The sequence below is a fragment of the Phenylobacterium sp. genome (assembly GCF_004297125.1).
GTDB lineage: Bacteria > Pseudomonadota > Alphaproteobacteria > Caulobacterales > Caulobacteraceae > Phenylobacterium.
In genome coordinates, this window is the sequence record NZ_SCVD01000006.1 from 1 (window position 1) to 24,322 (window position 24,322).

25 protein-coding genes and 1 tRNA gene are annotated in these 24,322 nt (G+C 67.5%); 2 read left to right on the forward strand and 24 right to left on the reverse strand.

Annotated features, from left to right (window positions below):
• Nucleotides 1-35 precede the first annotated feature (35 nt).
• The 20 genes from nuoN to EPO51_RS03105 form a co-directional block, all read right to left on the reverse strand.
• Nucleotides 36-1,466, reverse strand: a complete 1,431-nt coding sequence (nuoN, locus tag EPO51_RS03010) for an NADH-quinone oxidoreductase subunit NuoN (RefSeq protein WP_293345846.1) — start codon at nucleotides 1,464-1,466, stop codon at nucleotides 36-38.
• Nucleotides 1,467-1,476: 10 nt separating this feature from the next.
• The gene (locus EPO51_RS03015) at nucleotides 1,477-2,976 is read right to left on the reverse strand and encodes an NADH-quinone oxidoreductase subunit M (protein WP_293346201.1); all 1,500 of its coding nucleotides are present in this window, start codon (nucleotides 2,974-2,976) and stop codon (nucleotides 1,477-1,479) included.
• Entirely contained in the window at nucleotides 2,973-5,087 is a 2,115-nt protein-coding gene (gene nuoL, locus EPO51_RS03020; protein ID WP_293345848.1) for an NADH-quinone oxidoreductase subunit L, read from the reverse strand. Before nuoL ends, EPO51_RS03015 begins: the two co-directional genes overlap by 4 nt.
• Before the next feature lie 6 nt (nucleotides 5,088-5,093).
• Nucleotides 5,094-5,402: an NADH-quinone oxidoreductase subunit NuoK gene (gene nuoK / locus EPO51_RS03025; protein WP_293345850.1), complete on the reverse strand. Its 309-nt coding sequence runs from the start codon at nucleotides 5,400-5,402 to the stop codon at nucleotides 5,094-5,096.
• Entirely contained in the window at nucleotides 5,399-6,022 is a 624-nt protein-coding gene (locus tag EPO51_RS03030; protein ID WP_293345852.1) for an NADH-quinone oxidoreductase subunit J, read from the reverse strand. The genes nuoK and EPO51_RS03030 overlap by 4 nt, the downstream gene beginning before the upstream one ends.
• A 96-nt stretch (nucleotides 6,023-6,118) precedes the next feature.
• The gene (gene nuoI / locus EPO51_RS03035; protein ID WP_293345854.1) at nucleotides 6,119-6,610 is read right to left on the reverse strand and encodes an NADH-quinone oxidoreductase subunit NuoI; all 492 of its coding nucleotides are present in this window, start codon (nucleotides 6,608-6,610) and stop codon (nucleotides 6,119-6,121) included.
• Nucleotides 6,610-6,813, reverse strand: coding sequence for a hypothetical protein (locus tag EPO51_RS03040; RefSeq protein WP_293345856.1), 204 nt, complete (start codon nucleotides 6,811-6,813; stop codon nucleotides 6,610-6,612). The genes nuoI and EPO51_RS03040 overlap by 1 nt, the downstream gene beginning before the upstream one ends.
• Entirely contained in the window at nucleotides 6,810-7,886 is a 1,077-nt protein-coding gene (gene nuoH, locus EPO51_RS03045; RefSeq protein WP_293345858.1) for an NADH-quinone oxidoreductase subunit NuoH, read from the reverse strand. Before nuoH ends, EPO51_RS03040 begins: the two co-directional genes overlap by 4 nt.
• A gap of 6 nt (nucleotides 7,887-7,892) precedes the next feature.
• Nucleotides 7,893-9,932 carry an NADH-quinone oxidoreductase subunit NuoG gene (gene nuoG, locus EPO51_RS03050; RefSeq protein ID WP_293345860.1) on the reverse strand — a complete coding sequence of 680 codons (2,040 nt, stop codon included), beginning with the start codon at nucleotides 9,930-9,932 and terminating at the stop codon, nucleotides 7,893-7,895.
• Nucleotides 9,932-10,723 carry a hypothetical protein gene (locus EPO51_RS03055; protein WP_293345862.1) on the reverse strand — a complete coding sequence of 264 codons (792 nt, stop codon included), beginning with the start codon at nucleotides 10,721-10,723 and terminating at the stop codon, nucleotides 9,932-9,934. The genes nuoG and EPO51_RS03055 overlap by 1 nt, the downstream gene beginning before the upstream one ends.
• A 3-nt stretch (nucleotides 10,724-10,726) precedes the next feature.
• Complete coding sequence (gene nuoF / locus EPO51_RS03060) at nucleotides 10,727-12,040, reverse strand: NADH-quinone oxidoreductase subunit NuoF (RefSeq protein ID WP_293345864.1); 1,314 nt, start codon at nucleotides 12,038-12,040, stop codon at nucleotides 10,727-10,729.
• A gap of 2 nt (nucleotides 12,041-12,042) precedes the next feature.
• The gene (locus EPO51_RS03065) at nucleotides 12,043-12,255 is read right to left on the reverse strand and encodes a hypothetical protein (RefSeq protein ID WP_293345866.1); all 213 of its coding nucleotides are present in this window, start codon (nucleotides 12,253-12,255) and stop codon (nucleotides 12,043-12,045) included.
• A complete protein-coding gene (gene nuoE / locus EPO51_RS03070) occupies nucleotides 12,252-12,932 on the reverse strand; it encodes an NADH-quinone oxidoreductase subunit NuoE (protein ID WP_293345868.1) in 681 nt (226 codons plus the stop codon). The genes EPO51_RS03065 and nuoE overlap by 4 nt, the downstream gene beginning before the upstream one ends.
• Before the next feature lie 7 nt (nucleotides 12,933-12,939).
• Nucleotides 12,940-13,290 carry a nuclear transport factor 2 family protein gene (locus EPO51_RS03075; protein WP_293345870.1) on the reverse strand — a complete coding sequence of 117 codons (351 nt, stop codon included), beginning with the start codon at nucleotides 13,288-13,290 and terminating at the stop codon, nucleotides 12,940-12,942.
• Nucleotides 13,287-14,525 carry an NADH-quinone oxidoreductase subunit D gene (locus EPO51_RS03080; protein ID WP_293345872.1) on the reverse strand — a complete coding sequence of 413 codons (1,239 nt, stop codon included), beginning with the start codon at nucleotides 14,523-14,525 and terminating at the stop codon, nucleotides 13,287-13,289. The genes EPO51_RS03075 and EPO51_RS03080 overlap by 4 nt, the downstream gene beginning before the upstream one ends.
• Nucleotides 14,522-15,142: an NADH-quinone oxidoreductase subunit C gene (locus EPO51_RS03085; protein ID WP_293345874.1), complete on the reverse strand. Its 621-nt coding sequence runs from the start codon at nucleotides 15,140-15,142 to the stop codon at nucleotides 14,522-14,524. The genes EPO51_RS03080 and EPO51_RS03085 overlap by 4 nt, the downstream gene beginning before the upstream one ends.
• Nucleotides 15,139-15,756: a NuoB/complex I 20 kDa subunit family protein gene (locus tag EPO51_RS03090; protein ID WP_293345876.1), complete on the reverse strand. Its 618-nt coding sequence runs from the start codon at nucleotides 15,754-15,756 to the stop codon at nucleotides 15,139-15,141. Before EPO51_RS03090 ends, EPO51_RS03085 begins: the two co-directional genes overlap by 4 nt.
• Nucleotides 15,726-16,103 carry an NADH-quinone oxidoreductase subunit A gene (locus EPO51_RS03095; protein WP_293345878.1) on the reverse strand — a complete coding sequence of 126 codons (378 nt, stop codon included), beginning with the start codon at nucleotides 16,101-16,103 and terminating at the stop codon, nucleotides 15,726-15,728. Before EPO51_RS03095 ends, EPO51_RS03090 begins: the two co-directional genes overlap by 31 nt.
• A 207-nt stretch (nucleotides 16,104-16,310) precedes the next feature.
• A tRNA-Asp gene (locus EPO51_RS03100) sits at nucleotides 16,311-16,387 on the reverse strand.
• A gap of 107 nt (nucleotides 16,388-16,494) precedes the next feature.
• Nucleotides 16,495-18,546, reverse strand: a complete 2,052-nt coding sequence (locus tag EPO51_RS03105; protein ID WP_293345880.1) for a hybrid sensor histidine kinase/response regulator — start codon at nucleotides 18,544-18,546, stop codon at nucleotides 16,495-16,497.
• A gap of 238 nt (nucleotides 18,547-18,784) precedes the next feature.
• Between EPO51_RS03105 and EPO51_RS03110 the strand changes: the two genes are divergently transcribed.
• On the forward strand, nucleotides 18,785-19,477 hold the full coding sequence (locus tag EPO51_RS03110) for a response regulator transcription factor (protein ID WP_293345882.1): 693 nt from the start codon (nucleotides 18,785-18,787) through the stop codon (nucleotides 19,475-19,477).
• A 54-nt stretch (nucleotides 19,478-19,531) separates the two neighbouring features.
• Here EPO51_RS03110 and EPO51_RS03115 read toward each other — a convergent pair whose 3' ends face one another.
• Nucleotides 19,532-21,712: a penicillin acylase family protein gene (locus EPO51_RS03115; protein ID WP_293345884.1), complete on the reverse strand. Its 2,181-nt coding sequence runs from the start codon at nucleotides 21,710-21,712 to the stop codon at nucleotides 19,532-19,534.
• A gap of 149 nt (nucleotides 21,713-21,861) precedes the next feature.
• Between EPO51_RS03115 and EPO51_RS03120 the strand changes: the two genes are divergently transcribed.
• Nucleotides 21,862-22,062, forward strand: a complete 201-nt coding sequence (locus EPO51_RS03120) for a hypothetical protein (RefSeq protein WP_293345886.1) — start codon at nucleotides 21,862-21,864, stop codon at nucleotides 22,060-22,062.
• Here the strand turns inward: EPO51_RS03120 and EPO51_RS03125 are convergent.
• From EPO51_RS03125 to EPO51_RS03135, 3 genes are all read right to left on the reverse strand, one after another.
• Entirely contained in the window at nucleotides 22,037-22,831 is a 795-nt protein-coding gene (locus tag EPO51_RS03125; RefSeq protein ID WP_293345888.1) for an MliC family protein, read from the reverse strand. The two genes, EPO51_RS03120 and EPO51_RS03125, sit on opposite strands and share 26 nt — an antisense overlap.
• Nucleotides 22,832-22,875: 44 nt before the next feature.
• Entirely contained in the window at nucleotides 22,876-23,898 is a 1,023-nt protein-coding gene (locus EPO51_RS03130; protein WP_293345890.1) for a sensor histidine kinase, read from the reverse strand.
• A 143-nt stretch (nucleotides 23,899-24,041) separates the two neighbouring features.
• Nucleotides 24,042-24,212, reverse strand: coding sequence for a hypothetical protein (locus EPO51_RS03135; RefSeq protein WP_293345892.1), 171 nt, complete (start codon nucleotides 24,210-24,212; stop codon nucleotides 24,042-24,044).
• Between the last annotated feature and the right edge of the window lie 110 nt (nucleotides 24,213-24,322).

The following is a 24,322-nucleotide window of genomic DNA, read 5'->3' on the forward strand; positions in this document are numbered from 1 at the left end:
CCTCTCCCCTCGCGCTGCGCGTCGGGGGAGAGGAATTATGCCAGGCCGAAGGCGTGCGCCGCACGCTCGGCCAGCGGGTTCAGCCAGACCAGGGCGACGATCACGACCGGGAAGGCGAACAGCGCCGTGGCGATGGCGATGGTCTTGGCCTCGACCGGCGGCTTGTCGGTGACCCCGACGCTGCCGTCGAACCACATCACCTTGATCAGGCGCAGGTAGTAGAACGCCGCCACGACCGAACCCACCAGGCCCAGCACCGCCGGGCCCCACAGGCCGGCGTCGATCGCCGCCTTGAACACGAAGATCTTGGCGAAGAAGCCCGAGAACGGCGGCAGGCCGAGCGCCGAGAGCGAGAACACGGTCATGGCGAGCGCGATGCCGGGGCGTTCCTTGATCAGGCCTGCCATGTCGTCGATCGTCTCCATCGACCGCCCGCCGCGCGACAGCGCCGCCAGGCAGGCGAAGAAGCCCGTCACGTCGATCATGTAGAGGACCATGAACACCAGCATGGCCTGCACGCCCTCGCTGGTGCCCGACGCCAGGCCCAGCAGGGCGTAGCCGACGTTGGCGATCGAGGAGTAGGCCCAGAGGCGCTTCAGGTTCTTCTGCACCAGGCCCGCGAACGCGCCCACCGCCACCGAGATCAGGGCCAGCGCCATCAGCACCTGCTGCCACTGCCCCGCCGCGCCGGCGAAGCCGTCGGCCAGCACGCGGGCGAACAGCACCATGGCGGCCAGCTTGGGGGCCGCGGCGAAGAACGCCACGACGGGCGTGGGCGCGCCTTCATAGACGTCCGGCGTCCACATGTGGAACGGAGCGGCCGAGACCTTGAAGCCCAGGCCGCAGATCAGGAAGATCAGGCCGAACAGCAGCCCGGTGTTGGCCTTGTCGCCCGCGGCGACGGCGATGTCGCTGAAGGCCGTGGAGCCCGCGAAGCCGTAGATCAGGCTGGCGCCATACAGCAGCAGGCCCGACGACAGCGCGCCCAGCACGAAGTACTTGAGGCCGGCTTCCGAGGCCTTGGCGTTGTCGCGGTGCATGGCCGCCAGCACGTACAGCGCCAGGCTGTGCAGCTCGACGCCGACGTAGAGCGAGATCAGGTCGCCCGAGGAGGCCATCATGCCCATGCCCAGCGCGGCCAGCAGGATCAGCACCGGGAACTCGAAGTTCTTCACGCCACGCCGCTCGAACCACGGCTGGCCCAGCGGGATGGCCACCGCCGAGGCGATGTAGATCGCGACCTTGGCGAAGGTCGCCGCCGCGTCCGAGACCAGGGCGCCCGAGAACGCCACGCCGAACGGCTGGGTGGCCGAGGCGACCGCGGCGGCCAGCAGCACGAGCACGCTGGCCCCGCCGACCAGCGTGGTCTGCTTGGGCGCGAACGCGCCGATCACCAGCAGGGCCAGGGCCCCGAGCGCCAGGATCACTTCAGGATAGGCGTAGGCCAAGTGGGTGGAGATGGTCATGAGTGGCCCCTCACCCGCCGATCGCCGCCTGGTAGACCCGCACGAGCTGGTCCACCGAAGCCGAGGTCAGGTTGAACACGGAGTTGGGCTGCACGCCCATGTAGAGGGTCGAGAGGATCAGCGGCGCGAAGATCGCCACCTCCCGCCAGTTGAGGTCTTCGATCGCCGCCAGCTTCGGGTTGGTCAGCGGACCGAACACGACGGCCCGGTAGAGCGTCAGCATGTAGACCGCCGAGAGGATCACGCCCGTGGCCGCCAGCAGCGCCGTCCAGGTGGACACCTGGTAGACGCCGGTCATCGACAGGATCTCGCCGACGAACCCGCTGGTCCCCGGCAGGCCGACGTTGCCCATGGTGAACAGCATGAACACCGCCGCATAGAGCGGCATCCGCGTCACCAGCCCGCCGTAGAACTTGATCTCGCGAGTATGCATGCGGTCGTAGATCACCCCGACGCAGAGGAAGAGCGCCCCGGAGATCACCCCGTGGCTCAGCATCTGGTAGATCGCGCCCTGCTCGCCTTCGACGTTTCCCGAGAAGATGCCCATGGTCACCAGGCCCATGTGGGCCACCGACGAATAGGCGATCAGCTTCTTGGCGTCGGTCTGCCGGAAGGCGACCAGCGAGGTGTAGATCACCGCGATCACCGACAGGGCGAACACCAGCGGCGCGAAATAGTCCGAGGCGTTCGGGAACATCGGCAGCGAGAACCGCAGGAAGCCGTATCCGCCCATCTTCAGGAGAATCCCCGCCAGGATCACCGAACCGGCCGTCGGGGCCTCCACGTGGGCGTCGGGCAGCCAGGTGTGCACCGGCCACATCGGCATCTTCACCGCGAACGAGGCGAAGAAGGCCAGCCACAGCCAGGTCTGCGCCTGCGGGCTGAAGTGGTAGGTCATCAGCTCGGGGATGGAGCTGGTCCCACTGGAGCCGATCATGAACAGGATCGCCGCCAGCATGAGCACCGAGCCCAGCAGCGTGTAGAGGAAGAACTTGAAGGCCGCGTACACGCGCCGCTGTCCGCCCCAGATCCCGATGATCAGGAACATCGGCACCAGGCCGAACTCGAAGAAGATGTAGAACAGCACCAGGTCCAGCGCGCAGAACACGCCGATCACCAGGGTCTCCAGGACCAGGAAGGCGATCAGGTACTCGTGCACCCGCTTGTCGATCGAGGTCCACGAGGCCGCGATACAGATCGGCATCAGGAACGCGGTCAGCAGCACGAACAGGATCGAGATCCCGTCGACGCCCATCCGGTAGCTGAGGCCCATGAACCAGGGCGCCTCTTCCATGAACTGGAAGCCGGGGTTGGCGGGGTCGTACTGGACGACCAGCAGGACCGACAGCGCCAGCGTCACGAGCGTGACGACCAGCGCCACCCACTTCGACGCCTCGGCGGACTTGGCCTCGCTCTGGCCGAACAGCTTCAGCGCCAGGATGGCGACCACGCCGGCCAGCGGCGCGTAGGTGATGAGGGAGAGCAGCGGCATCTCGGTCGTCCCCCTCAGACGGCCCACGCCCACAGCGCGTAGGTCAGCAGACCCGCGACGCCGAGGAGCATGACAAAGGCATAGTGATAGACATAGCCGGACTGCAGGCGCCCGGCGCCCTTGCCCACCTCGACCGAGAGCGCCGAGACCCCGTCCGGGCCCAGCCCGTCGATGATCTTCTGGTCGCCGCCCTTCCAGAACAGGTCGCCCAGGAACTTCGCCGCGCGGACGAAGGTGGCGTTGTAGATCTCGTCGAAGAACCACTTGTTGTAGAAGAAGACGTACAGCAGGCCCTGGTTGGCCGCGAGCTTCGCGCCCAGGCCTTCGCGCCAGATGTACATGTAGGCCGCGACCAGCAGGCCGCCCACCGACACCACCAGCGGCGCCCACACCACCCACAGCGGGGCGTGGTGCTCCGCTCCGGCGTGCTCGACCGGCGCGTGGAAGATCGCGCCGCGCCAGAACTCGGCGTTGTGCTCGCCGATGAACTGATGGTGGAAGAGGAAGCCGGCGAAGATCGCGCCCAGCGACAGCACCAGCAGCGGGATGCGCATCGTCCAGGGGCTCTCGTGCGGCTTGTACTCGCCGTGCCCTTGACCATGACCGTGGTCAGCGTGGCCGTGGTCGGTCTCCGGCTCGCTGTGGCTCTCGGCCGCGGCGGCGTGGGCATGGTCGTCATGCACCGCGTCGTGCGCGTGGTCGCGGTTGTGCCAGTGGTGCTCGAGGTCCTCCGGCGTCCAGCGGGCGTGGCCGTTGAACGTGAAGAAGGCGACGCGCCAGGAATAGAAGGCGGTCAGGCCGGCCACCAGGATGCCGATGAAGAAGGCGAAGTAGCCCAGCGGGTGACCTGCTCCGCCGGCCTCGTAGGCGGCGTGGATGATGGCGTCCTTGGAGTAGAAGCCGGCGAAGCCGATCTCGATGCCCGGAATGCCCAGGCCGGTGATGGCGATCGTCCCGATGGTCATCACCGCATAGGTGATCGGCAGGTACTTCTGCAGCGCGCCGTAGCGGCGCATGTCCTGCTCGTGGGCCATGCCGTGGATCACCGAGCCGGCGCCCAGGAACAGCAGCGCCTTGAAGAAGGCGTGGGTGAACAGGTGGAACATCGCCGCCTGGTAGGCGCCCACGCCTGCGGCGAAGAACATGTAGCCCAGCTGCGAGCAGGTCGAATACGCGATCACCCGCTTGATGTCGTTCTGGGTCAGACCGACCGTCGCGGCGAACAGCGCGGTCACGGCCCCGATCACCGTCACGATGTTCTTCGCCACCGGGGCGTATTCGAACATCGGCGACAGCAGGCAGACCATGTAGACGCCGGCGGTCACCATGGTGGCCGCGTGGATCAGGGCCGACACCGGGGTCGGGCCTTCCATGGCGTCGGGCAGCCAGGTGTGCAGGAAGAACTGCGCCGACTTGCCCATGGCGCCGATGAACAGCAGGAAGCAGGTCAGGTCGATGAGGCTGAAGCGGCCGCCGGCGAAGTCCCATCCCTGACCAACCGAGGCCTGGATCAGCGGGAACAGCTTGGCGAACTCGATGGTGCCGAAGGCCCAGTAAGCGGTCATGATCCCCAGGGCGAAGCCGAAGTCGCCGACGCGGTTGACCACGAAGGCCTTGATCGAGGCCGCGTTGGCGGTCGCCTTGTGGTGCCAGAACCCGATCAGCAGGTAGGACGCCAGGCCCACACCCTCCCAGCCGAAGAACAGCTGCATGAAGTCGGCCGCGCTGATCAGGCTCAGCATGGCGAAGGTGAACAGCGACAGGTAGGCGAAGAACCGGGGCTTGCTCGGATCGTCCGCCATGTACCCCCACGAATAGAGGTGGACGAGCGACGAGACGGTGGTCACGACCACCAGCATCACCGCCGACAGGCCGTCCAGGCGGAACGACCAGTTCGAGATGAAATTCCCGACGTGGATGAACGGCGCGTAGGTGACCGTGAACGGCTCCAGGCCGCCCCAGGTCCACTGGCTGAACACCACCCACGACAGGATCGCGGACAGGAACAGGAAGCCGGTGGTGACGGTCATCGACGCCTTGTCGCCGATGCGCTTGCCGAACAGGCCCGCCACGGCCGCGCCGATCAGCGGGCCGAACAGGATGACGGTGACGAGGAGCTTGGGATCCACTTGCGCTTAGCCCTTCATCATCGAGGCGTCGTCCACGGCGATGTCGCCGCGGTTGCGGAAGAAGGTGACGAGGATGGCCAACCCCACGGCGGCTTCGGCCGCGGCGACGGTCAGCACGAACATGGCGAAGATCTGCCCCGTCAGGTTGCCCAGGTAGGCCGAGAAGGCCACCAGGTTGATGTTCACCGCGAGCAGCATCAGCTCGACCGACATCAGGATGACGATGATGTTCTTGCGGTTCACGAAGATCCCGAAGACCCCGATGGTGAACAGGATCGCGGCGACCGCGAGGTAGTGGGCCAGGCCGATGGTCATGCGTCGATCCCTTCGCCCTGCTTGGGGTTGACCAGCTTCATGCCGGTCGCAGGCGTGCGCAGGACCTGGTTCATGATGATCTGGCGCTTCACGCCGGGCTTGTGGCGCAGGGTCAGCACGATCGCCCCGATCATCGCCACCAGCAGCACCAGGCCGGCGGCCTGGAAGAAGTAGATGTAGTCCGTGTAGAGCACGCGCCCGATCGCCTCGGCGTTGGAGAGGGCGCTGTCCGTTCCCGAGGCCGCCGGGCCCGGGCTGTGCTTGGCCGCCCCCTGGGTCGACACCGTCGTCGCCACCACCACCATCTCGACCGCCAGGACGGCGGCGATCAGCAGGCCGATCGGCATGTAGCGGGCGAAGCCCTGGCGCAGGGACGCGAAGTCCACGTCCAGCATCATCACCACGAACAGGAACAGCACCGCGACGGCGCCCACGTAGACCACCACCAGCAGCATCGCCAGGAACTCCGCGCCCAGAAGCACGAAGAGCCCCGCCGCCGAGAAGAAGGCCAGGATCAGCCACAGCACCGAGTGGACCGGATTGCGGGCCGAAACCACGCAGAATCCGGCGGCCACGGTCACCGCCGCCATGAGGTAGAATGCGATCGCCTGCAGGGCCATTCGGCTCTTCTTTGTCCCTCGGTTTACTCAGGTCGCCGGCGGCCTCTACGAGGCGTTGGGCGGTTCGATTGCAGTGCTCGGAATCGCGCCGCGGTCTTAGCGGTACGGCGCGTCCAGTTCCAGATTCTTCGCGATCTCGCGCTCCCACCGGTCGCCGTTGTCCAGCAGGCGCTCCTTGTCGTAGTAGAGCTCCTCGCGGGTCTCGACGGCGAACTCGGTGTTCGGGCCTTCCACGATGGCGTCCACCGGGCAGGCCTCCTGGCACAGGCCGCAGTAGATGCACTTCACCATGTCGATGTCGTAGCGGGTCGTCCGGCGGCTGCCGTCGGCGCGCGGTTCGGCCTCGATGGTGATCGCCTGCGCCGGGCAGATCGCCTCGCACAGCTTGCAGGCGATGCAGCGTTCCTCGCCGTTCGGATAGCGGCGCAGCGCGTGTTCGCCGCGGAAGCGCGGGCTCTGCGGGCCGCGCTCGTGCGGGTACTGCACCGTCTTCTTCGGCGCGATCATGTACTTCATGCCGAGCCCGAAGGCGCCGACGAAGTCCATCAGCGCCGCGCCCTTCAGCGCCTGTCCGATCCGGTTCAGCATCACTTCTTCTCGCAGGCGTAGTCGTCCAGGTACTGGACGTCGCCGTTCTTCTGGAGCTTCAGGGATCCGCCCTTGGCCGCGCAGGCCTGCTGGGCGGCCTTCAGGTCGTCATAGGTCGCGATGCCGCCGCTCTTGCCGAAGCCGGCGCCGCTGGCGCAGGCGCTTAGGGACAGCGCCGCGAGGATCACGAGAGCCGGCTTCATGGGGCGGCCACCGGGAAGCCCGTGTAGACCAGCCAGCCGGCGACCCCGAACACCGCCACCAGCGAGGTCGGCAGGAACACCTTCCAGCCCAGGCGCATCAGTTGGTCGTAGCGGTAGCGCGGCACGATCGAGCGGACCATGGCGTTCATGAAGAACACGAAGAAGGTCTTCATCGCGTACCAGAACAGGCCGTGCAGGCTGGCCAGCCACGCGGGCCAGCTCTCCAGGTAGCCCGTCGGCCAGGGCGCGTTCCATCCGCCCAGGAACAGCACGGCCATCAGGCCGCTCATCAGGACGATGTTCGACGTCTCGGCCAGGTAGAACAGCATGTACGGCGTGGAGCCGTATTCTACCGCATAGCCGGCCACGAGCTCGGATTCGGCTTCCGGGAGGTCGAAGGGCGGGCGGTTGGTCTCCGCCAGGCCGGAGATGAAGAAGATCACCCCCATCGGGAACATGATCAGGATCAGCGGCAGGTTCTTGAGGCCGCCCCCGAACATGTACCAGTTCCAGAACCACCCGGACTGCGCCTCGGTGATCTGGTTCAGGTTCATGGTCCCGGCCAGCAGGATCACGGTGATGATCACGAAGCCGATGGAGACCTCGTAGCTCACCATCTGCGCCGCCGACCGCAGCGAGCCCAGGAACGGGTACTTCGAGTTCGAGGCCCACCCGCCCATGATGATGCCGTAGACGCCCATCGAGCTCACGGCGAACAGGTAGAGGATGCCCACATTGATGTTCGACACCGCCCAGCCGGGCGCGATCGGCATCACCGCCCAGGCGCCCAGCGCCAGGGTCACGCTGATCAGCGGGGCCAGCAGATAGACCGCCTTGTCGGCGCCCGCCGGGATGATCAGCTCCTTGATCAGGAACTTGCCCAGGTCGGCGAAGGACTGCAGCAGGCCGAACGGGCCCACCACGTTGGGGCCCTTGCGCGCCTGGACGCCGGCGAAGATCTTGCGGTCGCCATAGATGACGAAGGCGATGGTCAGCAGCAGGACGACGGTGATCGCCAGGATGTGGGCGACCGTCAGGATCGTCCAGCCGACCGGGGTGCTCCAGAATTCCATAGGCCCCTACTCCGCCGCGATCTTGGTGACGCCCGAGGCGAGCGAGGCGCATTCGGCCATCGTCACGCTGGCGCGGGCGATGGGGTTGCTCAGGTAGAAGCTCTTCATCGCGCTCGCGAACGGCGCGTCCGAGAGCTCGCCCTTGCGGCCGAGCGCCGCGAAATCGACCGCGGCCGGGGTCTCCGGCACATAGTCGATGCGGCCGAAGGTCGGGTGGTCGACGAACAGCTTCGCCCGCAGCTGGTCCAGCGTGTCGTAGGGCAGCTTGGCGCCCAGCTTCTCGGACAGCGCCCGCAGGATCGACCAGTCTTCCTTGGCCTCGCCCTTCGGGAACACGGCGCGGAAGCCCATCTGCACCCGGCCCTCGGTGTTGACGTAGAGGCCGTTCTTCTCGGTATAGGCCGCGCCCGGCAGGATCACGTCGGCCCGGTGCGCGCCCGCGTCGCCATGGGTGCCCACATAGACGACGAAGGCGCCGGTCTTCGACAGGTCCATCTCGTCGGCGCCCAGCAGGACCAGCAGGTCGGCCCCGCCCTTCTGCACCAGCTCACCGGCGGTCTTGCCGCCCTCGGCGGGCGTGAAGCCCAGGTCCAGGCCGCCCACGCGGCTGGCCGCCGTGTGCAGCACGTTCCAGCTCATGCCGAAGGCCTTGGCCAGCCCCGCCGCCGCCTGCAGCACCGCGGCGCTGTCCGGACGGTTCAGGGCGCCCGCGCCCACGATGATCGCCGGCGCCTTGGCCGTCTTCAGGCCCGTGACGAAGTCGCCCTTGGCCTTGGCGAGGCCCGACAGCGCCGCCGGACCCGATCCGAAGTAGGCGTACTCGTAGGTCAGGTCCGCCGCCTCGCCGACCACGCCCACCTTCAGCGCCCCCGCCAGCCAGCGCTTGCGCAGCCGGGCGTTCAGCACCGGGGCCTCGAGCCTCGGGTTGCTGCCGACGATCAGGATATAATCCGCGTCTTCAATACCTTGAAGCGAAGAGTTGAACAGCCAGCTCTCGCGTTGGCCGGCGCCCAGCGCCATGCCGTCCTGCCGGCAGTCCAGGCTCTTCACGCCCATTCCGCCGAACAGGTCCTTGGCGGCCTTCATGGACTCCGCGTCCTGCAGGTCGCCGGCGATCACGCCGATCCGGTCGGGGCTGGTCGCCTGCACCTTGGTCGCCACGGCGTCGAACGCCTCCGCCCAGGTCGCCGCGCGCAGCTTGCCGTTCTCGCGGATGAACGGCCGGTCCAGCCGTTGCCGGGAGAGCCCGTCCACCGCGTAGCGGGTCTTGTCGGAGATCCACTCCTCGTTGATCGCCTCGTTCGTGCGCGGCAGCACCCGCAACACCGCCGGCCCGCGCGCATCCACCCGGATCGCCGAGCCCAGGGCGTCCATCACGTCGACGCTCTCGGTCTTCTTCAGCTCCCAGGGCCGCGCGTTGAAGGCGTAGGGCTTCGACGTCAGCGCGCCCACCGGGCACAGGTCGATCACATTGGCCGACAGCTCCGACGCCACAGCCTTGTCGAGATAGGTCGTGATTTCAACGTCTTCGCCGCGGGAGATGAGGCCGATGTCCGGAACCCCGGCCACTTCGGTGATGAAGCGGACGCAGCGCGTGCATTGGATGCAGCGGGTCATGACCGTCTTGATCAACGGCCCCATGTACTTCTCTTCGACGGCCCGCTTGTTGTCGGCATAGCGGCTGTCGTCGCGGCCATAGCCCATGGCCTGGTCCTGCAGGTCGCACTCGCCGCCCTGGTCGCAGATCGGGCAATCCAGCGGGTGGTTGATCAGCAGGAACTCCATCACCCCATGCCGGGCCTTCCGGACCATCGGCGTGTCGGTGAAGATCTCCATGTTCTCGGCGGCCGGCAGCGCGCACGAGGCCTGCGGCTTCGGCGGGCCGGGCTTCACCTCGACCAGGCACATGCGGCAGTTGCCCGCGATGCTCAGCCGCTCGTGATAGCAGAACCGCGGAATCTCTTTCCCAGCAAGTTCAGCGACTTGCAGGACATTCATCCCGGCTTCGAACTCGACCTCGACCCCGTCGACCTTGGCGATAGGCATCAGGCGGCCTCCAACACGACTTGGACTGTCTTGAGCATCGACTTGGTTCTTTCGAGCATCTCGCCAATCTCGTCGACCCAGGAGTCAAGCAGCGCCATATTCTCTACATCCACTCCGTGCTCGGCATAGTCAGAGTACCTAAATTCCGCGACGTCGCTCTTCTCCCTGAGCATTTCAGAAAGGTCCGCCGCCGAGATACCTTTGCTTACGAGAAACTTGGCGCGCAGTGCACTCAAATATCTCGAAGCAGCCTCGGAGTCGGATTCTCGAAGCCTGACATATTCCGACCTCTCATCAGCACTAGTCTCCATGAGATCGAAAAGGGCATCTCTGCTCTTCAAGACATCGGCGCGCAGAACGACAATTCTATTGCCTACCTTGTCGTTCGCGTACCCCACGACATTCAAAAGAACGCCGATCTCATCAAGATATCCGCCGGACGCGGATACCATACTGGCCTTATCGCCGTGACGAATGCCTGCCTCCAATGCAGGGACGAAACTCTGATACCCAAAGACGACGTTGCGGAGCACCCTGAGTTCGTCCCAGGAGAACTCAAGCTGACGTTTGACCTTGGCGCGCATCTCATAAAGCTCGACGCGCCAGCGGCTGAGGTCGGTCAGCGAGCGCTCGATAATCCCCGACGCCTGCGCATGCCGGCCTTCGATGAGTTGAGCGCGGAGTACCACCAGAGTTGCGACGGTTACGGCAGCTAAAACGAAAGTGCCGATCGCGGTTAGGGCGATCCAAACGAGCTCCGTCTGCCCCAGAAATGTTTGCTCTGACGGCACGCCCTACTCCGCCGCGATCGAGGCGCCGGCGTAGACGCCTTTGCGCGCGCGGTACTGGGTAATGCGATCCTCCACCTCGTGGCGGAAGTGGCGGAACAGGCCCTGGATCGGCCAGGCGGCCGCGTCCCCGAGCCCGCAGATGGTGTGGCCTTCCACCTGGCTGGCCACGTCCAGCAGCAGGTCGATCTCGGACATCTCGGCCTCGCCGGTGACCATCCGTTCCATGACCCGCCACATCCAGCCAGTGCCTTCGCGGCACGGCGTACACTGGCCGCAGCTCTCGTGCTTGTAGAAATAGGCCGCCCGCGCGATCGCCTTCACCAGGTCCGCGTCCTTGTCGAACACGATCATGGTGCCGGTGCCCAGGCCCGAGCCCCGCGCCTGCAGGTCCTCATAGGTCATCAGGGCGTCTTCGCACTGATCCGCCGGGATCATCCGCACCGAGATCCCGCCCGGGATCACGGCCTTCAGGTTGCCCCAGCCGCCGCGCACGCCGCCGAAGTGGTCCTCGATCAGCTGCTTGACGCTGATGCCGACCGCGTCCTCGACCACGCACGGCTTGTTCAGGTGGCCCGAGCCCGCGAACAGCTTGGTGCCGGTGGATTTCTCGGTGCCGAACTGGGCGAACCAGTCGGCGCCTCGCCTAAGGATGGTGCCGACGACCGCGATGGTCTCGACGTTGTTCACCGTGGTCGGGCAGCCATAGATGCCGGCGCCCGCCGGGAACGGCGGCTTCAGCCGCGGCTGGCCCTTCTTGCCCTCGAAGCTCTCCATCAGGGCGGTTTCGTCGCCGCAGATGTAGGCCCCGCCCCCGTGCTGCAGGCCGACGTCGACGTCGTACCCCAGGATGCTGCCCTTGCCGATCAGCTTGGCGTCGTAGGCCTGGCGGATCGCCGCCGTCAGGCGCTCGCGCTCATGCACGTACTCGCCGCGGATGTAGATGTAGGCCTGGCGCGACCGCATCGCCCGGCAGGCGATCACGCAGCCCTCGATCAGCAGGTGCGGGTCGTTGCGCAGGATGTCGCGGTCCTTGCACGCGCCCGGCTCGGACTCATCGGCGTTGACCAGCAGGTAGTGCGGACGCTCGCTCTCCACCTTCGGCATGAAGGTCCACTTCAGGCCGGTGGCGAAGCCTGCCCCGCCGCGGCCGCGCAGGCCCGAGGCCTTCATCTGGTCGCAAATCCACTCCGGGGTCTGGGCGACGATGTCCGCCGTGCCGTTCCAGGCGCCGCGCGCCTTCGCCCCCTCCAGGCCCCAGTCACGCTGGCCGTAGAGGTTGAGGAAGATGCGGTCCTTGTCGGCCAGAATACCAGCCACGCTCAGGCTCCTTTGCCCGGGCCACGGAGCCCGGCGATAAACCAGATCTGCGTCGCGAAACCGCCCGCCAGGGCCGCGACGAAAACGATGAGCGCCCAGTCGAGCGCCAGCTTGAAATACCCGACCAGCGCAGCCAGCGCCGTCAGCGCGGCCAGCACGTTGACGACCATCATCACGGTCCGCCGCTTCTTGATGACAGCCACGTCCACCGTCATGCCGGGGCCTTCGCCGGCTTGCCCGGCTTGGGCGGCAGGTTGGGGATCTTGATCTTCTTGCCCAGCGAGCCGTCGAACAGCTTCGCGTCCGTCAGCGTGAGGGGCCCGCCCTCCGGCGCCGAGCCTTGGCGGCCGATGGCGGAACCGGGCTTCGGCTTCTTGCCGGCGGCGAAGTCGTCCAGCAGCTTCTCGAAGCTCTCCGGCGTCAGGTCCTCGTAGTAGTAGTCGTTGATCGCCGCCATCGGGGCGTTCGAGCAGGCGCCCAGGCACTCGACTTCCTGCCAGTAGAACTTGCCGTCGGCGGAGCGATGGTTCTGCGCGCCGAACTTGCGCTTGCAGACCGCCATCAGGCCTTCCGAGCCGCGGGTCTGGCACGGCGTCGTGCCGCACACCTGGACCAGGGCCACGTCGCCCACCGGCTCCAGCATGAACATCGTGTAGAAGGTCGCCACCTCCAGCACCCGGATCACCGGCATGCCCAGCAGCTCGGCCACGGCGCGGATCGCGGGCTCGCTGATCCAGCCTTCCTGCTTCTGGACCAGCCACAGGGTCGGCACCACGGCCGACTGCTGCTTGCCCGCCGGGAAATTGGCCATCCAGGCCTTGGCGGCCTTCAGGGTCGCCGGGCTGAAGGCGAAGCTCGCCGGCTGGTTCGGGCTGAGACGACGGACGCTCACGCGGGCCTCACTTACGGAAATCCACGCGGGCGATCCTGCCGCCGGCGAGGGTGTAGATGGCGATGACCTGGAAGGCCTCGTTCACGCCGTCCCGGAACACCCGTTCGTGGTCCACGACGGTGTCGCCCACCACGATCCGGTTCACGAGCTCGGCCCGGTTCTGCGGGAAGTCGGCGAAGACCTGCACGTACTTGGCCCGATAGGCGGCCATGCCCCGGATCGTCACGTCGCCGTTCAGGTCGGCCACGACCACGTCGTCGGCGAAGAAGGCGCAGTGCGCGTCCAGGTCCTGGAGGTTGTAGGCGTCGAGCTGGCCCTGGGCGAGCTCCGCCGGCTTGAGGGTCCCGTTCGCCGTCACCGGTCGATCTCCCCGAACACGATGTCCAGCGAGCCCAGGATGGCGGAGACGTCGGCCAGCATGTGGCCGCGGTTCATCCAGTCCATGGCCTGCAGGTGCGGATAGCCCGGGGCGCGGATCTTGGCGCGGTATGGCTTGTTGGTCCCGTCGCTCACCAGATAGACGCCGAACTCGCCCTTCGGCGCTTCGACGGCCGCATAGACCTCGCCCGGCGGGGTCCGATAGCCCTCGGTGAAGATCTTGAAGTGGTGGATCAGGGCTTCCATCGACCGCTTCATCTCGCCCCGGCGGGGGGCGGCGATCTTGTTGTCCTCGATCAGCACCGGGCCCGGCGACTTCAGCAGGCGCTCGCAGCACTGCTTCATGATCTTCGTGGACTCGCGCATCTCCTGCATGCGGCAGAGATAGCGGTCGTAGCAGTCGCCGTTCTTGCCGAGCGGAATGTCGAATTCCATCTCGTTGTAGCAGGCATAGGGCTGGGAGCGGCGCAGGTCCCAGGCGATGCCCGAGCCGCGCACCATCACGCCCGAGAAGCTGCGCTCGATCGCCTCCTGGGCGGTCACCACGCCGATGTCGACGTTGCGCTGCTTGAAGATGCGGTTGTTGGTGATCAGGCCTTCGATGTCGTCGCAGATGCGCGGGAACAGCTCGCACCAGTCGGCGATATCCCGCACCAGCGCTTCCGGAAGGTCCTGCCGCACGCCGCCGACGCGGTAGTAGTTGGCGTGCATCCGCGCGCCCGAGGCCCGCTCGTAGAACACCATCAGCTGTTCGCGCGGCTCGAAGCCCCACAGCGGCGGCGTCAGCGCGCCCACGTCCATCGCCTGCGTCGTGACGTTCAGCAGGTGGTTCAGGATCCGGCCGATCTCGTCGTACAGCGTGCGGATCAGCTGCGCCCGGTACGGCGCCTCGACGCCCAGCAGCTTCTCGATGGCGAGCACATAGGCGTGCTCCTGGTTCATCGGCGCCACGTAGTCGAGGCGGTCCATGTACGGGATCGTCTGCTGATAGGGCCGGGCCTCCATCAGCTTCTCGGTGCCACGGTGCAGCAGGCCGATGTGCGGATCGACCCGCTCTACGACTTCGCCGTCCAGCTCCAGCACCAAGCGCAGCACGCCGTGGGCCGCGGGGTGCTGCGGGCCGAAGTTGATGTTGAACTTCCGGACCGGGGTCTCGGGGACCTTGGGGTCGTGGAAATAGTCGGTGGCCTGGGCCGGTGCGTTGTCGCCGGTCATGACTTGCTCTTCTCGTCACCGGGCAGCAGGGCGGCAAAGCCCCGCTCCGCGCCTTCCCACGGGCTCAGGAAGTCCCAGTTGCGCCATTCCACGGACTTCACGGGCTCGTACACCACCCGCTTCAGCTCCTCGTCGTAGCGGACCTCGACATAGCCGGTCATCGGGAAGTCCTTCCGCAGCGGATGGCCGTGGAAGCCGTAGTCGGTGAGGATCCGGCGCAGGTCTGGGTGCCCGTCGAAGAAGATCCCGTACATGTCGAACGCCTCGCGCTCGAACCAGTCGGCGGCCGAGAACACGCCCACCACCGACGGCACGGCGGTGTCCTCGTCCGTCTGCACCTTGATCCGCACCCGCCGGTTCTTGGTCATCGACAGCAGGTGGTAGACCACGTCGAAGCGCTTCTCGCGCTCGGGATAGTCCACGCCGCACAGGTCGATGAGCTGGTGGAAGCCCTGCACGTCGCGCAGGTAGGTCAGCGCCTCGACGATCTTGCCGGCCGGCGCGGTCAGGGTCAGCTCGCCGTACTGCACGTCCGCGCCCAGGACCACGCCCTTGGCTTCCTTGAGGATCGCCTTGCCCAGCTTGGAAAGATCGGTGTCGGAAACGGGCCAGGTCATCGCACGATGGTCCCGGTCCGGCGGATCTTCTTCTGCAGTTGCAGCACGCCGTAGACCAGCGCCTCGGCGGTGGGCGGACAGCCCGGGACATAGATGTCCACCGGCACGATCCGGTCGCAGCCGCGCACCGTCGAATAGCTGAAGTAGTAGTAGCCGCCGCCGTTGGCGCAGCTGCCCATCGAGATCACGTAGCGCGGCTCGGGCATCTGGTCGTAGACCTTGCGCAGCGCCGGAGCCATCTTGTTCACCAGGGTGCCGGCCACGATCATCACGTCGCTCTGGCGCGGGCTGGCGCGCGGCGCGAAGCCGTAGCGCTCCAGGTCGTAGCGCGGCATGGACGCCTGCATCATCTCGACCGCGCAGCAGGCCAGGCCGAAGGTCATCCACATCAGCGAGCCGGTGCGCGCCCAGGTGATCAGGTCGTCGACCCCGGCGGTCACGAAGCCCTTGTCGGCCAGCCGCTGGGAGACGCCGTCGAAGAACGGGTCGTGCTTCTGCGGATCATACCCTTCGACCGCGGTGCGGCCGCCGGCGCCCGCAGGCAGGATCAGGGATTTGCCGCCGGTGGGCGCGGGGGGAACGACTACTCCCATTCCAGGGCGCCTTTCTTCCACTCGTAGACGAACCCGACGGTCAGCACGCCCAGGAACGTCATCATCGACCAGAACGCGTAGATGGCCACGTCCTGGGGCAGCTTCATTAGCGCCACCGCCCATGGGAACAGGAACGCGACCTCGAGGTCGAAGATGATGAACAGGATCGAGACCAGGTAGAATCGGACGTCGAACTTCATCCGCGCATCGTCGAAGGCGTTGAAGCCGCATTCGTACGACGACAGCTTTTCCGGGTCCGGCGCCCGGGGGGCGAGCACGGTGGCCGCGAAGATGAAGACGATGCCCAACACCGCCGCGATCCCGAGGAAGATCGCGATGGGCAGGTACTCGAGCAAAAAGACGTTCATGGGGTCTCCGGACGGGAGTCGCGGCGCCCTTCTAGACCGATCATTCGGGCGTTTCAAACTGCCCTTGTGCGACGCGAAATGACACCGTCGCCGTGATTTGCGAATGCGTCGCAATATCTTACGTCGCCCCTCGAAAACGAGAGGCGGACGCGGCTTCTCGCCGCGCGCTGGACCATCTGGTTTTCAGGAAAATCCGCCGCCGGACGGTGGCGCGAGTGACGGGACTCGAACCCGCGACCTCCGGCGTGACAGGCCGGCGCTCTAACCAACTGAGCTACACCCGCGCAGGACCGTCCGGTCGTGCGAAGGCGGCTCTCATATGGGCGGGCCGGAATCGTGTCAACGGAAGAGTGTGCGGCACGACGCCCGTGCCTGTGCATGGTTGCGCCGGCTAAGCCGCCTGTGCGGCCGCCGGCGAGCCGAGCGCGGCGTCCAGGGCGGCGTACAGGCTGGCGATGTCCAGGGGCTTGGCGATATGGCCGTCCATCCCGGCCGCCAAGTACGAATCGAGCTGGTGGCGCATCACATTGGCGGTCAGGGCCAGCACCGGCGTCGGCGCCACGCCCCTCTGGGCCTCCAGGGCGCGGATCGCGCGCGTGGCGTCCAGGCCGTTCATCTCCGGCATCTGCACGTCCATCAGCACCACGTCGAACGCGCCGGCGGCATAGGCCGCCACCGCCTCGCGCCCGTTGCCGGCCAGGGTGACCTCGGCCTCCAGCGGCTCCAGCAGGGCGCGCAGCACAAGCTGGTTGGTAGGGTTATCCTCGGCGGCCAGCACGCGCAGCCGGCGCGGGGGCTCCGCGGGCGCGGCGTCGGGCGCCAGCGCCTCGGCTCCCGCCGGTCCCCGGACCAGCGGGAGGCTGAAGGCGAACCGCGAGCCCTTGCCCGGCTGGCTGACGGCTTTTATGGCGCCGCCCATCAGCTCCACGAGTTCCTGGCAGATCGCCAGGCCCAGCCCCGTGCCGCCATAGCGCCGCGTCGTGGAGGCGTCGGCCTGGGCGAACTTGTCGAACAGGTGCGGGATGCTCGCAGCATCGAGGCCGATCCCGGTGTCGATCACCGCGAAGCAGACGTGAGCCCCGCACGGCTCCATGGCCAGGGTCACCGATCCGGAGGCCGTGAACTTCACGGCGTTGGCCACCAGGTTCGACAGCACCTGCCGGATCCTGAGCGCGTCGCCGATCCAGGCGCCGCGGACCGCCTCGTCCACCTCCAGCGTCAGCGCCAGGCCCTTCTCCGCGGCCAGGCCGCCGAAGGTGGCGCAGACCTGGCGGCCCACCGCCTCCAGGTCGAAGATCGCCTCCTCCATCTCCAGCTTGCCAGCCTGCAGCTTCGAGAGGTCCAGCACGTCGTTCAGCAGGGCCAGCAGCGTCGATCCGGATTCGCGGATCACACGCAGGCGCTCGCGCTGGTCCGGGCTCAGCTCGTGCATGTCCATCGCCTGCGCCATCCCCAGCACGCCGTTCAGCGGCGTGCGGATCTCGTGGCTCATGTTGGCGATGAATTCCGACTTCGCCCGCCCCCCGGCCTCGGCCAGGTCGCGGGCCGTCACCACCTCGCGCGCCAACCGCCGGACACGCAGGATCAGCAGGCCCGCCACGCAGATCACCGCCACCCCGAAACCCAGGATCTGCGGTGCGGCCTGGCGAAACACCGCGTGGCCCAGCAGGTCGGGCCGCCAGCCGATGGCCGCCACGGGCGCTCCGTCCACGGAGGCCAGCGGCGCCGACGGCCCCGCCCCCTCCCCGATGATCACGCGCGCATCCTTGAGCCCGTAGTCCTGGGCCAGCCACCGCAGGAATTCGCCGTTCACCTCGACGGCCGACACGATGACCGGCAGCGGGGTCGCGAGCAGGCGGTCGCGGTGATGCGGTTCCGGGGTTACCGTCGCCGCGGCCGCCAGATAGGCCCGGCCGCCGATCGTCACGGCGCCCATGGCCGAGCCCTGCCGGTCGAACCCCATGGCGTCGGGATTGGCGGCGACCTTGGCTTCGGACTGCCGGCGGGCCGCGGCAAGCACCGGGCGCGCGGCGGCGGTGAAGGCCGCGACGGCGTCTGGCGGGACGGTGTCGCCGTCCTTGGCCGCATAGATCGGCCGGTCGCGGGCGTCGAACAGCACCGTCAGGTCGTGTTTGCGCGACCGCTGCAGATCGTGGCCGTAGTTGATCTCCACCCAGCGGACGTCGAAGCGCCGCGCCGTGCGCTCGTAGCCGTCGGTCCACATGGAGACGATACGGACGTCCTCGGCGACTTCGAGCTGCCGGTGCGCGATCGCCCGTTGCATCAGCGTCGCCTCGCGCGTGCTCGTCAGATGGTTCACCGCCTCGTCGGCGTAGAACACCAGCGCGACGCAGGCCGCCAGCACGATCAGGGCCGCGGCGACCGCCAGGCCCATGACCGCGTTCGGCGACCGCCAACGGTCGAGAGGGGCGAGCTCCGTCATGGCCTTCACGGTGTCCACGACGCGCCTAAGAGCTCGTTGATTTGGGCCCCCGTGGGTGGGCGAGCGCCAATCTGCCGCAGCCTGCCCACCCCTGCGTCAGCCGGTCACACGGGAATCCCCGTAGGTAAACGGCACGGATTTCGGCGACCCCCATCTCCGTGGTTCAACACGGTTAACGAATGTGAACCGGAACGGAGCGGCCCACGCCGCCACCCGGAAGCCAGATGGGAGATCGGTGATGCAAGTCCTCGTCGTTGAAAGCCAAGCCGCCGCGGCCAAGAGCCTGGAACTGCTGCTGACCGGCGAGGGCCACACGGCCTATGTGACCGACAGCGGCGAAGAGGCCTGCGACCTGGCCCGCCTCTACGACTACGACGCCATCTTCCTCGGCGCCGACCTCGACGACATGACCGGCCTGCAGGCCATCCGGGCGCTGCGCGCCCGCAAGATCGCCGCCCCGGTCATCGTGCTCGGCGACAGCCAGGTCGAGGCCCGGGTCGAGGCGCTCGCCGCCGGCGCCGACGACGTGCTGGCCAAGCCGTTCCACAAGGCCGAACTGCTGGCCCGCCTCACCGCCGTCGTCCGCCGCTCGCGGGGCCACACGGAATCGATCCTGCGCACCGGCGCCATCGCCCTGAACCTGGCCACCCGCCAGGCCGAGGTCGCCGGCCAGCCGGTCCGCCTGACCCCCAGCGAGTACAAGATCCTCGAGCTCTTCTCGCTGCGGAAGAACACCGCGCTCTCCAAGGAGCAGTGCCTGAACCACCTCTACAACGGCATGTCCGAGCCCGAGCCCAAGATCATCGACGTCTTCGTCTGCAAGCTGCGCAAGAAGATCGCCGCAGCCAACAACGGCGACGCCGGCATCGAGACCGTCTGGGGCGGCGGCTACATGCTGCGCGACACGCCCGAGCAGCGCCTCGCCGCCTGATCCCCTTCCCTTCCCCGTGCGACTACGGCCGTCCCGCGAGGGGCGGCCGCTTTCTTATTCTCCGGGCCGGTAGGTCCGCTCCGTGTGGCCAGTGAGCTGCTCCGGATAGAAATAGACCTCCCGCAGGTCGCCCGCCGCATAGCGGTGCTGCTGGTCCACGAAGTGCTTGCTGTCCGGATGGCCGCTCTCGCCGCCGGCCGTCACCGCGACCGCCCGCACCTTCGGCCCGAACTCCACCGCCGCCACGAAGCTGTTGCCGCTGGTCCCGTAGTACCGCTTGGTCCCCGGGTAGCGTTTCGCCCCGAACGAGGCCAGCGAGCCCCACTGCGCCGAGGTGAACGGCACGGGGATCGACGGACCGTCGTCGCGGAATTTCTGGACGATGTCGCCGTTCAGCCGCTGGAAGCGGTTGATCTCGCCCCAGGGCGTCCGCCAGGTCCCGAAATCCGCCGCCAGCCGGTCCGACGCCTCGGCCAGCGCCGCCAGCCGGTCGGAGTCGGAGCTCCGGGTCGCCATGTAGTCCCAGACGCTCATCTTCGCGGCCTTGGCCGCCGGCGCCGCCTTGGCCCACAGCGCCTCGCCCCAGAACACCGCCAGCGAGGTCTCGGTCGAGGCCGCGGACCATTTGAAATCCCAGGCCCTGAGCGCCGCGACCTGTTCCGCCAGCTTCGCTTTCGCCGGATCGTCCCCCGGCGCGGCGTCATAGGCCTTGGTCAAGGTCGGGATCAGCCGGGCGAAAGCCGTGAGGTACGGGTCGTAGGCCGCCGCCACCAGTCCTTCCAGCGTGAAGTCCTTGCGGCCCTCCAGCACGCGGATCGCATGGGGCCCCCGCGGGTTCTCGCCCGCCTCGTCCATGTACTTCGGGAACGCCTCGCGCTTCGGGCTGTCCGGCCCCGCCGCCGCATAGGGCCAGTCGTTGGTGTTGTAGACCCAGCCCACGCCCGGACTGATCACCCGCGGAGCCTCGGTCAGCGCGTGCAGCCCCTGCCAGGCCGTCGCCGGGTTCGCGCCGTCCACCGGCTTCGTATAGTCGAAGCGGTCGTCGCGCCTCGGGATGAACTGCGGGTGCAGGTAGGCCGTCTGGCCCTTGTCGTCCGCGAACAGGGTGTTGTTCGACGAATTGGCCTTGAAGGTGTCCGCCACCTTCAGGAACGACGCCAGGTCGGTCTGCTTGGTGCGCAGGAACGACTGCTGCAGCGCCTCGACCGGCTTGTTCATCATCGAGAACGCGATCCACCTGTCGCCCTCGGCCCGCACGATCGGCCCGTGGTGGGTACGATAGACCGTGAAGCTGCGGCTCTGCATCGTCCCGTCGGCGCCCTTGAAGGGCACGACCACGGTCTGCGTCGTGACCGGCCGCGCTTCCTTGCCATAGCGGTACATCAACGTGCCGGGCGTCCGGATGATCGTCTCGGCGAACTCGTCCACCACGTCGACGCCGCTGGAGGTGTGCATCCAGCCCGCGTGGGCGTTGAAGCCCTGGTAGACGAAGAACTGCCCCCAGGTCACCGCGCCATAGGCGTTCAGACCCTCGTCGCTCGTCATCTGCAGCTCCGAGCGGAAGAAGAACGAGGTGTGCGGGTTGATCAGCAACAGGGCATGGCCGTCCTTGGTGATCTTCGGCGCGATGGCGATCCCGTTCGACCCGCTCGGTTCCTTGAACGCCAGCGCCTCCTCGACCGCCACGGTGCGCGCGCCGCCGTAGAACGCCTCCAGCTCCTTCAGCGAGATCCGCTCGATGTCGCCGCCGATGCTGCCTTCGGTGAACGACAGCGCCATCCACGGCTCGAAGCGCGCGATCACCCGCGGCTTCACCTCCGGATGGGTCGCCAGGTAGAAGTTCAGCCCGTCGGCCCAGGCGTCCATCAACGCCTTCAGCCAGGCCGGGCTCCGGGCGTAGTCGGCCTTGAGCCGCTCCGGCGTCACGTAAAGCTTCGCCCGCAGGTCGGCCCAGATCGCGCCCGCCCCCTCCGCCTCGGCCGTCCGGCCCAGGTTGGTGATGTAGTTGGTCTCGACGCGGTTGAAGTCGTCCTCGGCCTGGGCGTAGGCCATGCCGAACACCGCGTCGGCGTCGGTCCTGCCCTTCACGTGGGCGACGCCCCAGTCGTCGCGCACGATGCTGATCCTGGCCGCCTGGGCCCGCCAGTCCCCCATTTCGTCGGCCCGGGCGGGTGTGGCGAACAAGGCTGGCGTCGCCAGCAGCGACAGCGCAATCGCAAGGGATCCGAACCGCACCACCATCACTCCCCGACTCCGAATGGGCCGCACCTCGCCCACTCGTCCACAGCTTGTCCAGCCTGCGACGCCCTGTCCGTCCCGCACCCGCTTGGAACTGTCGGAGACTCAAGGTCTTTTTGTCAGAGGGGCATATTGGAGTTCACCCGATGACCGAGGCCACTTACGTCGCCTTCGTGCCCAACGGCAAAAGCGCCAAGCTGCGCTCCGTGCTTGAGGCCGAGGACACCGGCGCGCTGACCTGGCGCGAGCGCAAGGTCATGTTCGGCAGCGAGTTCTACTTCTCGGGCCCGCCCAAGCTCGCCCGCGCCACCCACGCCTACATCAGCCAGTGGGTCGTGACGCACTAGGCGTCGCCTCGATCTTCTCGATCCGCCACCTGAGCTGTTCGGCCGTCGCGCCCGGCACGTCGTTGACCCGCCGCAGCGTCGCCGTGCCCGAGGCGTGGTATTCCGCCCCCGTCGCATAACGCCCGTACAGCACCACCGGGACCTCCACGAACAGCGACCCCGCCGCGCCCTCGACCCGTCCCGGCGCGCCGATCTGGGCGTGCAGGCTGGCGAACGGCTTCAGGTCCTCCGGCCTCCCGTCGGTCCGCAGCTTCGCCGCCTCCGCCGCCCGGCCGCTCTCCACCAGGGCGTAGTAGGTCTGCAGCACGTTCGCCGCCCCCTGCGCGCTTTCCGGCGTGAACGGCCGCTCGTCCAGCGGCGTGCGGTCGTCCGGCAGGCCGCCTGGCGTCCCGGGCGCGGGCGGGTCCACCGGCGCCCGGGCCGGGGGCACGCAGGTCACGCCCGGTGCGCTGGCCACGTCCTCTCCGGGCTTCAGCGGCGCCAGCATCCCTTCGTCGCCCTTGGTCCACCACTGCAGCGCATCGCCCGTGTAGCGCGCGCCGCTCCCCGACCGCACGATCCGCAGCAGGTGGGTCGTGTCGCCCAGCTTGAGCTGCGCGGTCTCGTTGTCGGCGTAGAGGGCGCTCAGGATCCGCCCGTCCTCGCAGACGTAATGCACCCAGGCCATCGCCACCGTCTTCGGCTCGGGCTTCGGCGCGGCGGGTTGCGAGGCGGGCTGCGAACAGGCCGCCAGGGCCAGGAACGGGATCACGGTCAGGCGGGAGGTCATCATCCCACCATAACGCACGAGGCGGCCAAGCGTCGCCGTCGGCCTCAAGCCGCCTGTGGCATGTTGGAGGCGAAGCTGGCGCGGGTGATGGCCACGCTGAGCCCGGCCGGCGAACTGACCACCTCCATCTTGGCGCCCAGCTGCTTCACCAGCGCCTGGACGATCACCGTCCCCAGCCCGCCGACGATTTCCGAGGCCGCGCTCAGGTCCTTGCCGACCCCGTTGTCGGAGACGATGAGCTTCCAGTCCTCGCCCTTGCTTTCGTAGGTGACCATCACCAGCGAACCCGCCTTGTCGACGGGGAAGGCGTACTTGAGGGCGTTGATCACCAGCTCGGTGACGATCAGGCCCATGCTGACCGCCTGGGCGGAGCCCGCCATCCCCTCGTCGGCCATCACCTGCAGCACGATGGGCTGGCTCTCTCCGATCATCGAGGCGGCCAGGCTGTCGCACAGCTTCACGAGGTAGGAGCCCACTTCGATCTGCTCGACGCCGTCCGACGCGTGCAGGTGCGACTGGACGCTGGCCACCGACATCACCCTTTGATGCGCGTCGCGCAGGTGCCGGCGGGTTTCTTCGGACGTCACCAGCCGGGCCTTGAGCATCAGGATGCTGGCGATGATCTGCAGGCTGTTGGCGACCCGGTGCTCCATCTCCTGGAGCAGGATCTGCTTTTGCCTCAGCAGTTCCTCGGCTCGTTCGTATCGGACATCGCGGGCCTGCTCCAGCGCCCGGCGGTCGGTGACGTCGGTGAAGGCCAGCAGGATCGCGATGTCCGAGCTGGTCTCGTACAGCACCTTGCGCGCGTTCAGCAGCATGGTCCGGGGGCCGATCGTCGGGAAGTCGTGGATGACCTCGAAGCCGTCCATCGCCGTGTGTTCCGGGATGATGGTTTCCAGCAGCAGCCGAAGCGCCGGGATGTCCCACTGCCCGTCGCCCAGGCTGTAGAGCAGCCGCCCCTGCGTCTGCGCGGGATCGACCTTGAACGTCTCGTAGAACGAGCGGCTGGCCCCCACCACGTTGAACCGCGCATCCAGGACCAGCAGCGGCTCGTGAATGGTGTTCACGATCGCCTGCGCCAGCGTCTGGTCGTTTTCGAGTCCTGGCGGGCTGGTGAGCAACTTTGACCGATCCGGGCCGCGGCTAACGCGACCCTTGCGGTCGTGGGACCGCGCCCGCCAACCTTAAGCTAAACAGGGGGGATTTCCGCCTACTTCTTCATCCAGGGCTTGGATTTCGACTGCGAGCGCGCCGCCGCCGCGCTTTCGTGCTCCAGCCGGCCGCCGGGCGGCCCGCCCTTGGCCTGGGCCGCCTTCTTCAGGCGCAACGCCTTCTGCATCGGGGTCTCGCCTTCTGGAGCATCGTCCTTGGTGTCGGCCATAATCTCGCTCCTGGAATCCGCCCCCGAGCCTAGCGCGTCCGGCGCGCATGTCGCGCAGAAACGCCGCCCGCCGCGCGGACGTTGCGCTTCGCCTCCGGCTTGCTAGTCAT

Excerpts from the sequence above, each read along its gene's own strand:
- nuoN (WP_293345846.1), bottom strand. The coding sequence starts at position 1,466 with ATGACCATCTCCACCCACTTGGCCTACGCCTATCCTGAAGTGATCCTG.
- nuoK (WP_293345850.1), bottom strand. The coding sequence starts at position 5,402 with ATGACCATCGGCCTGGCCCACTACCTCGCGGTCGCCGCGATCCTGTTC.
- EPO51_RS03030 (WP_293345852.1), bottom strand. The coding sequence starts at position 6,022 with ATGGCCCTGCAGGCGATCGCATTCTACCTCATGGCGGCGGTGACCGTG.
- nuoI (WP_293345854.1), bottom strand. The coding sequence starts at position 6,610 with ATGCTGAACCGGATCGGACAGGCGCTGAAGGGCGCGGCGCTGATGGAC.
- EPO51_RS03040 (WP_293345856.1), bottom strand. The coding sequence starts at position 6,813 with ATGAAGCCGGCTCTCGTGATCCTCGCGGCGCTGTCCCTAAGCGCCTGC.
- nuoH (WP_293345858.1), bottom strand. The coding sequence starts at position 7,886 with ATGGAATTCTGGAGCACCCCGGTCGGCTGGACGATCCTGACGGTCGCC.
- nuoG (WP_293345860.1), bottom strand. The coding sequence starts at position 9,932 with ATGCCTATCGCCAAGGTCGACGGGGTCGAGGTCGAGTTCGAAGCCGGG.
- EPO51_RS03065 (WP_293345866.1), bottom strand. The coding sequence starts at position 12,255 with ATGACGGTGGACGTGGCTGTCATCAAGAAGCGGCGGACCGTGATGATG.
- EPO51_RS03080 (WP_293345872.1), bottom strand. The coding sequence starts at position 14,525 with ATGACCGGCGACAACGCACCGGCCCAGGCCACCGACTATTTCCACGAC.
- EPO51_RS03085 (WP_293345874.1), bottom strand. The coding sequence starts at position 15,142 with ATGACCTGGCCCGTTTCCGACACCGATCTTTCCAAGCTGGGCAAGGCG.
- EPO51_RS03095 (WP_293345878.1), bottom strand. The coding sequence starts at position 16,103 with ATGAACGTCTTTTTGCTCGAGTACCTGCCCATCGCGATCTTCCTCGGG.
- EPO51_RS03105 (WP_293345880.1), bottom strand. The coding sequence starts at position 18,546 with ATGACGGAGCTCGCCCCTCTCGACCGTTGGCGGTCGCCGAACGCGGTC.
- EPO51_RS03110 (WP_293345882.1), top strand. The coding sequence starts at position 18,785 with ATGCAAGTCCTCGTCGTTGAAAGCCAAGCCGCCGCGGCCAAGAGCCTG.
- EPO51_RS03120 (WP_293345886.1), top strand. The coding sequence starts at position 21,862 with ATGACCGAGGCCACTTACGTCGCCTTCGTGCCCAACGGCAAAAGCGCC.
- EPO51_RS03125 (WP_293345888.1), bottom strand. The coding sequence starts at position 22,831 with ATGACCTCCCGCCTGACCGTGATCCCGTTCCTGGCCCTGGCGGCCTGT.
- EPO51_RS03135 (WP_293345892.1), bottom strand. The coding sequence starts at position 24,212 with ATGGCCGACACCAAGGACGATGCTCCAGAAGGCGAGACCCCGATGCAG.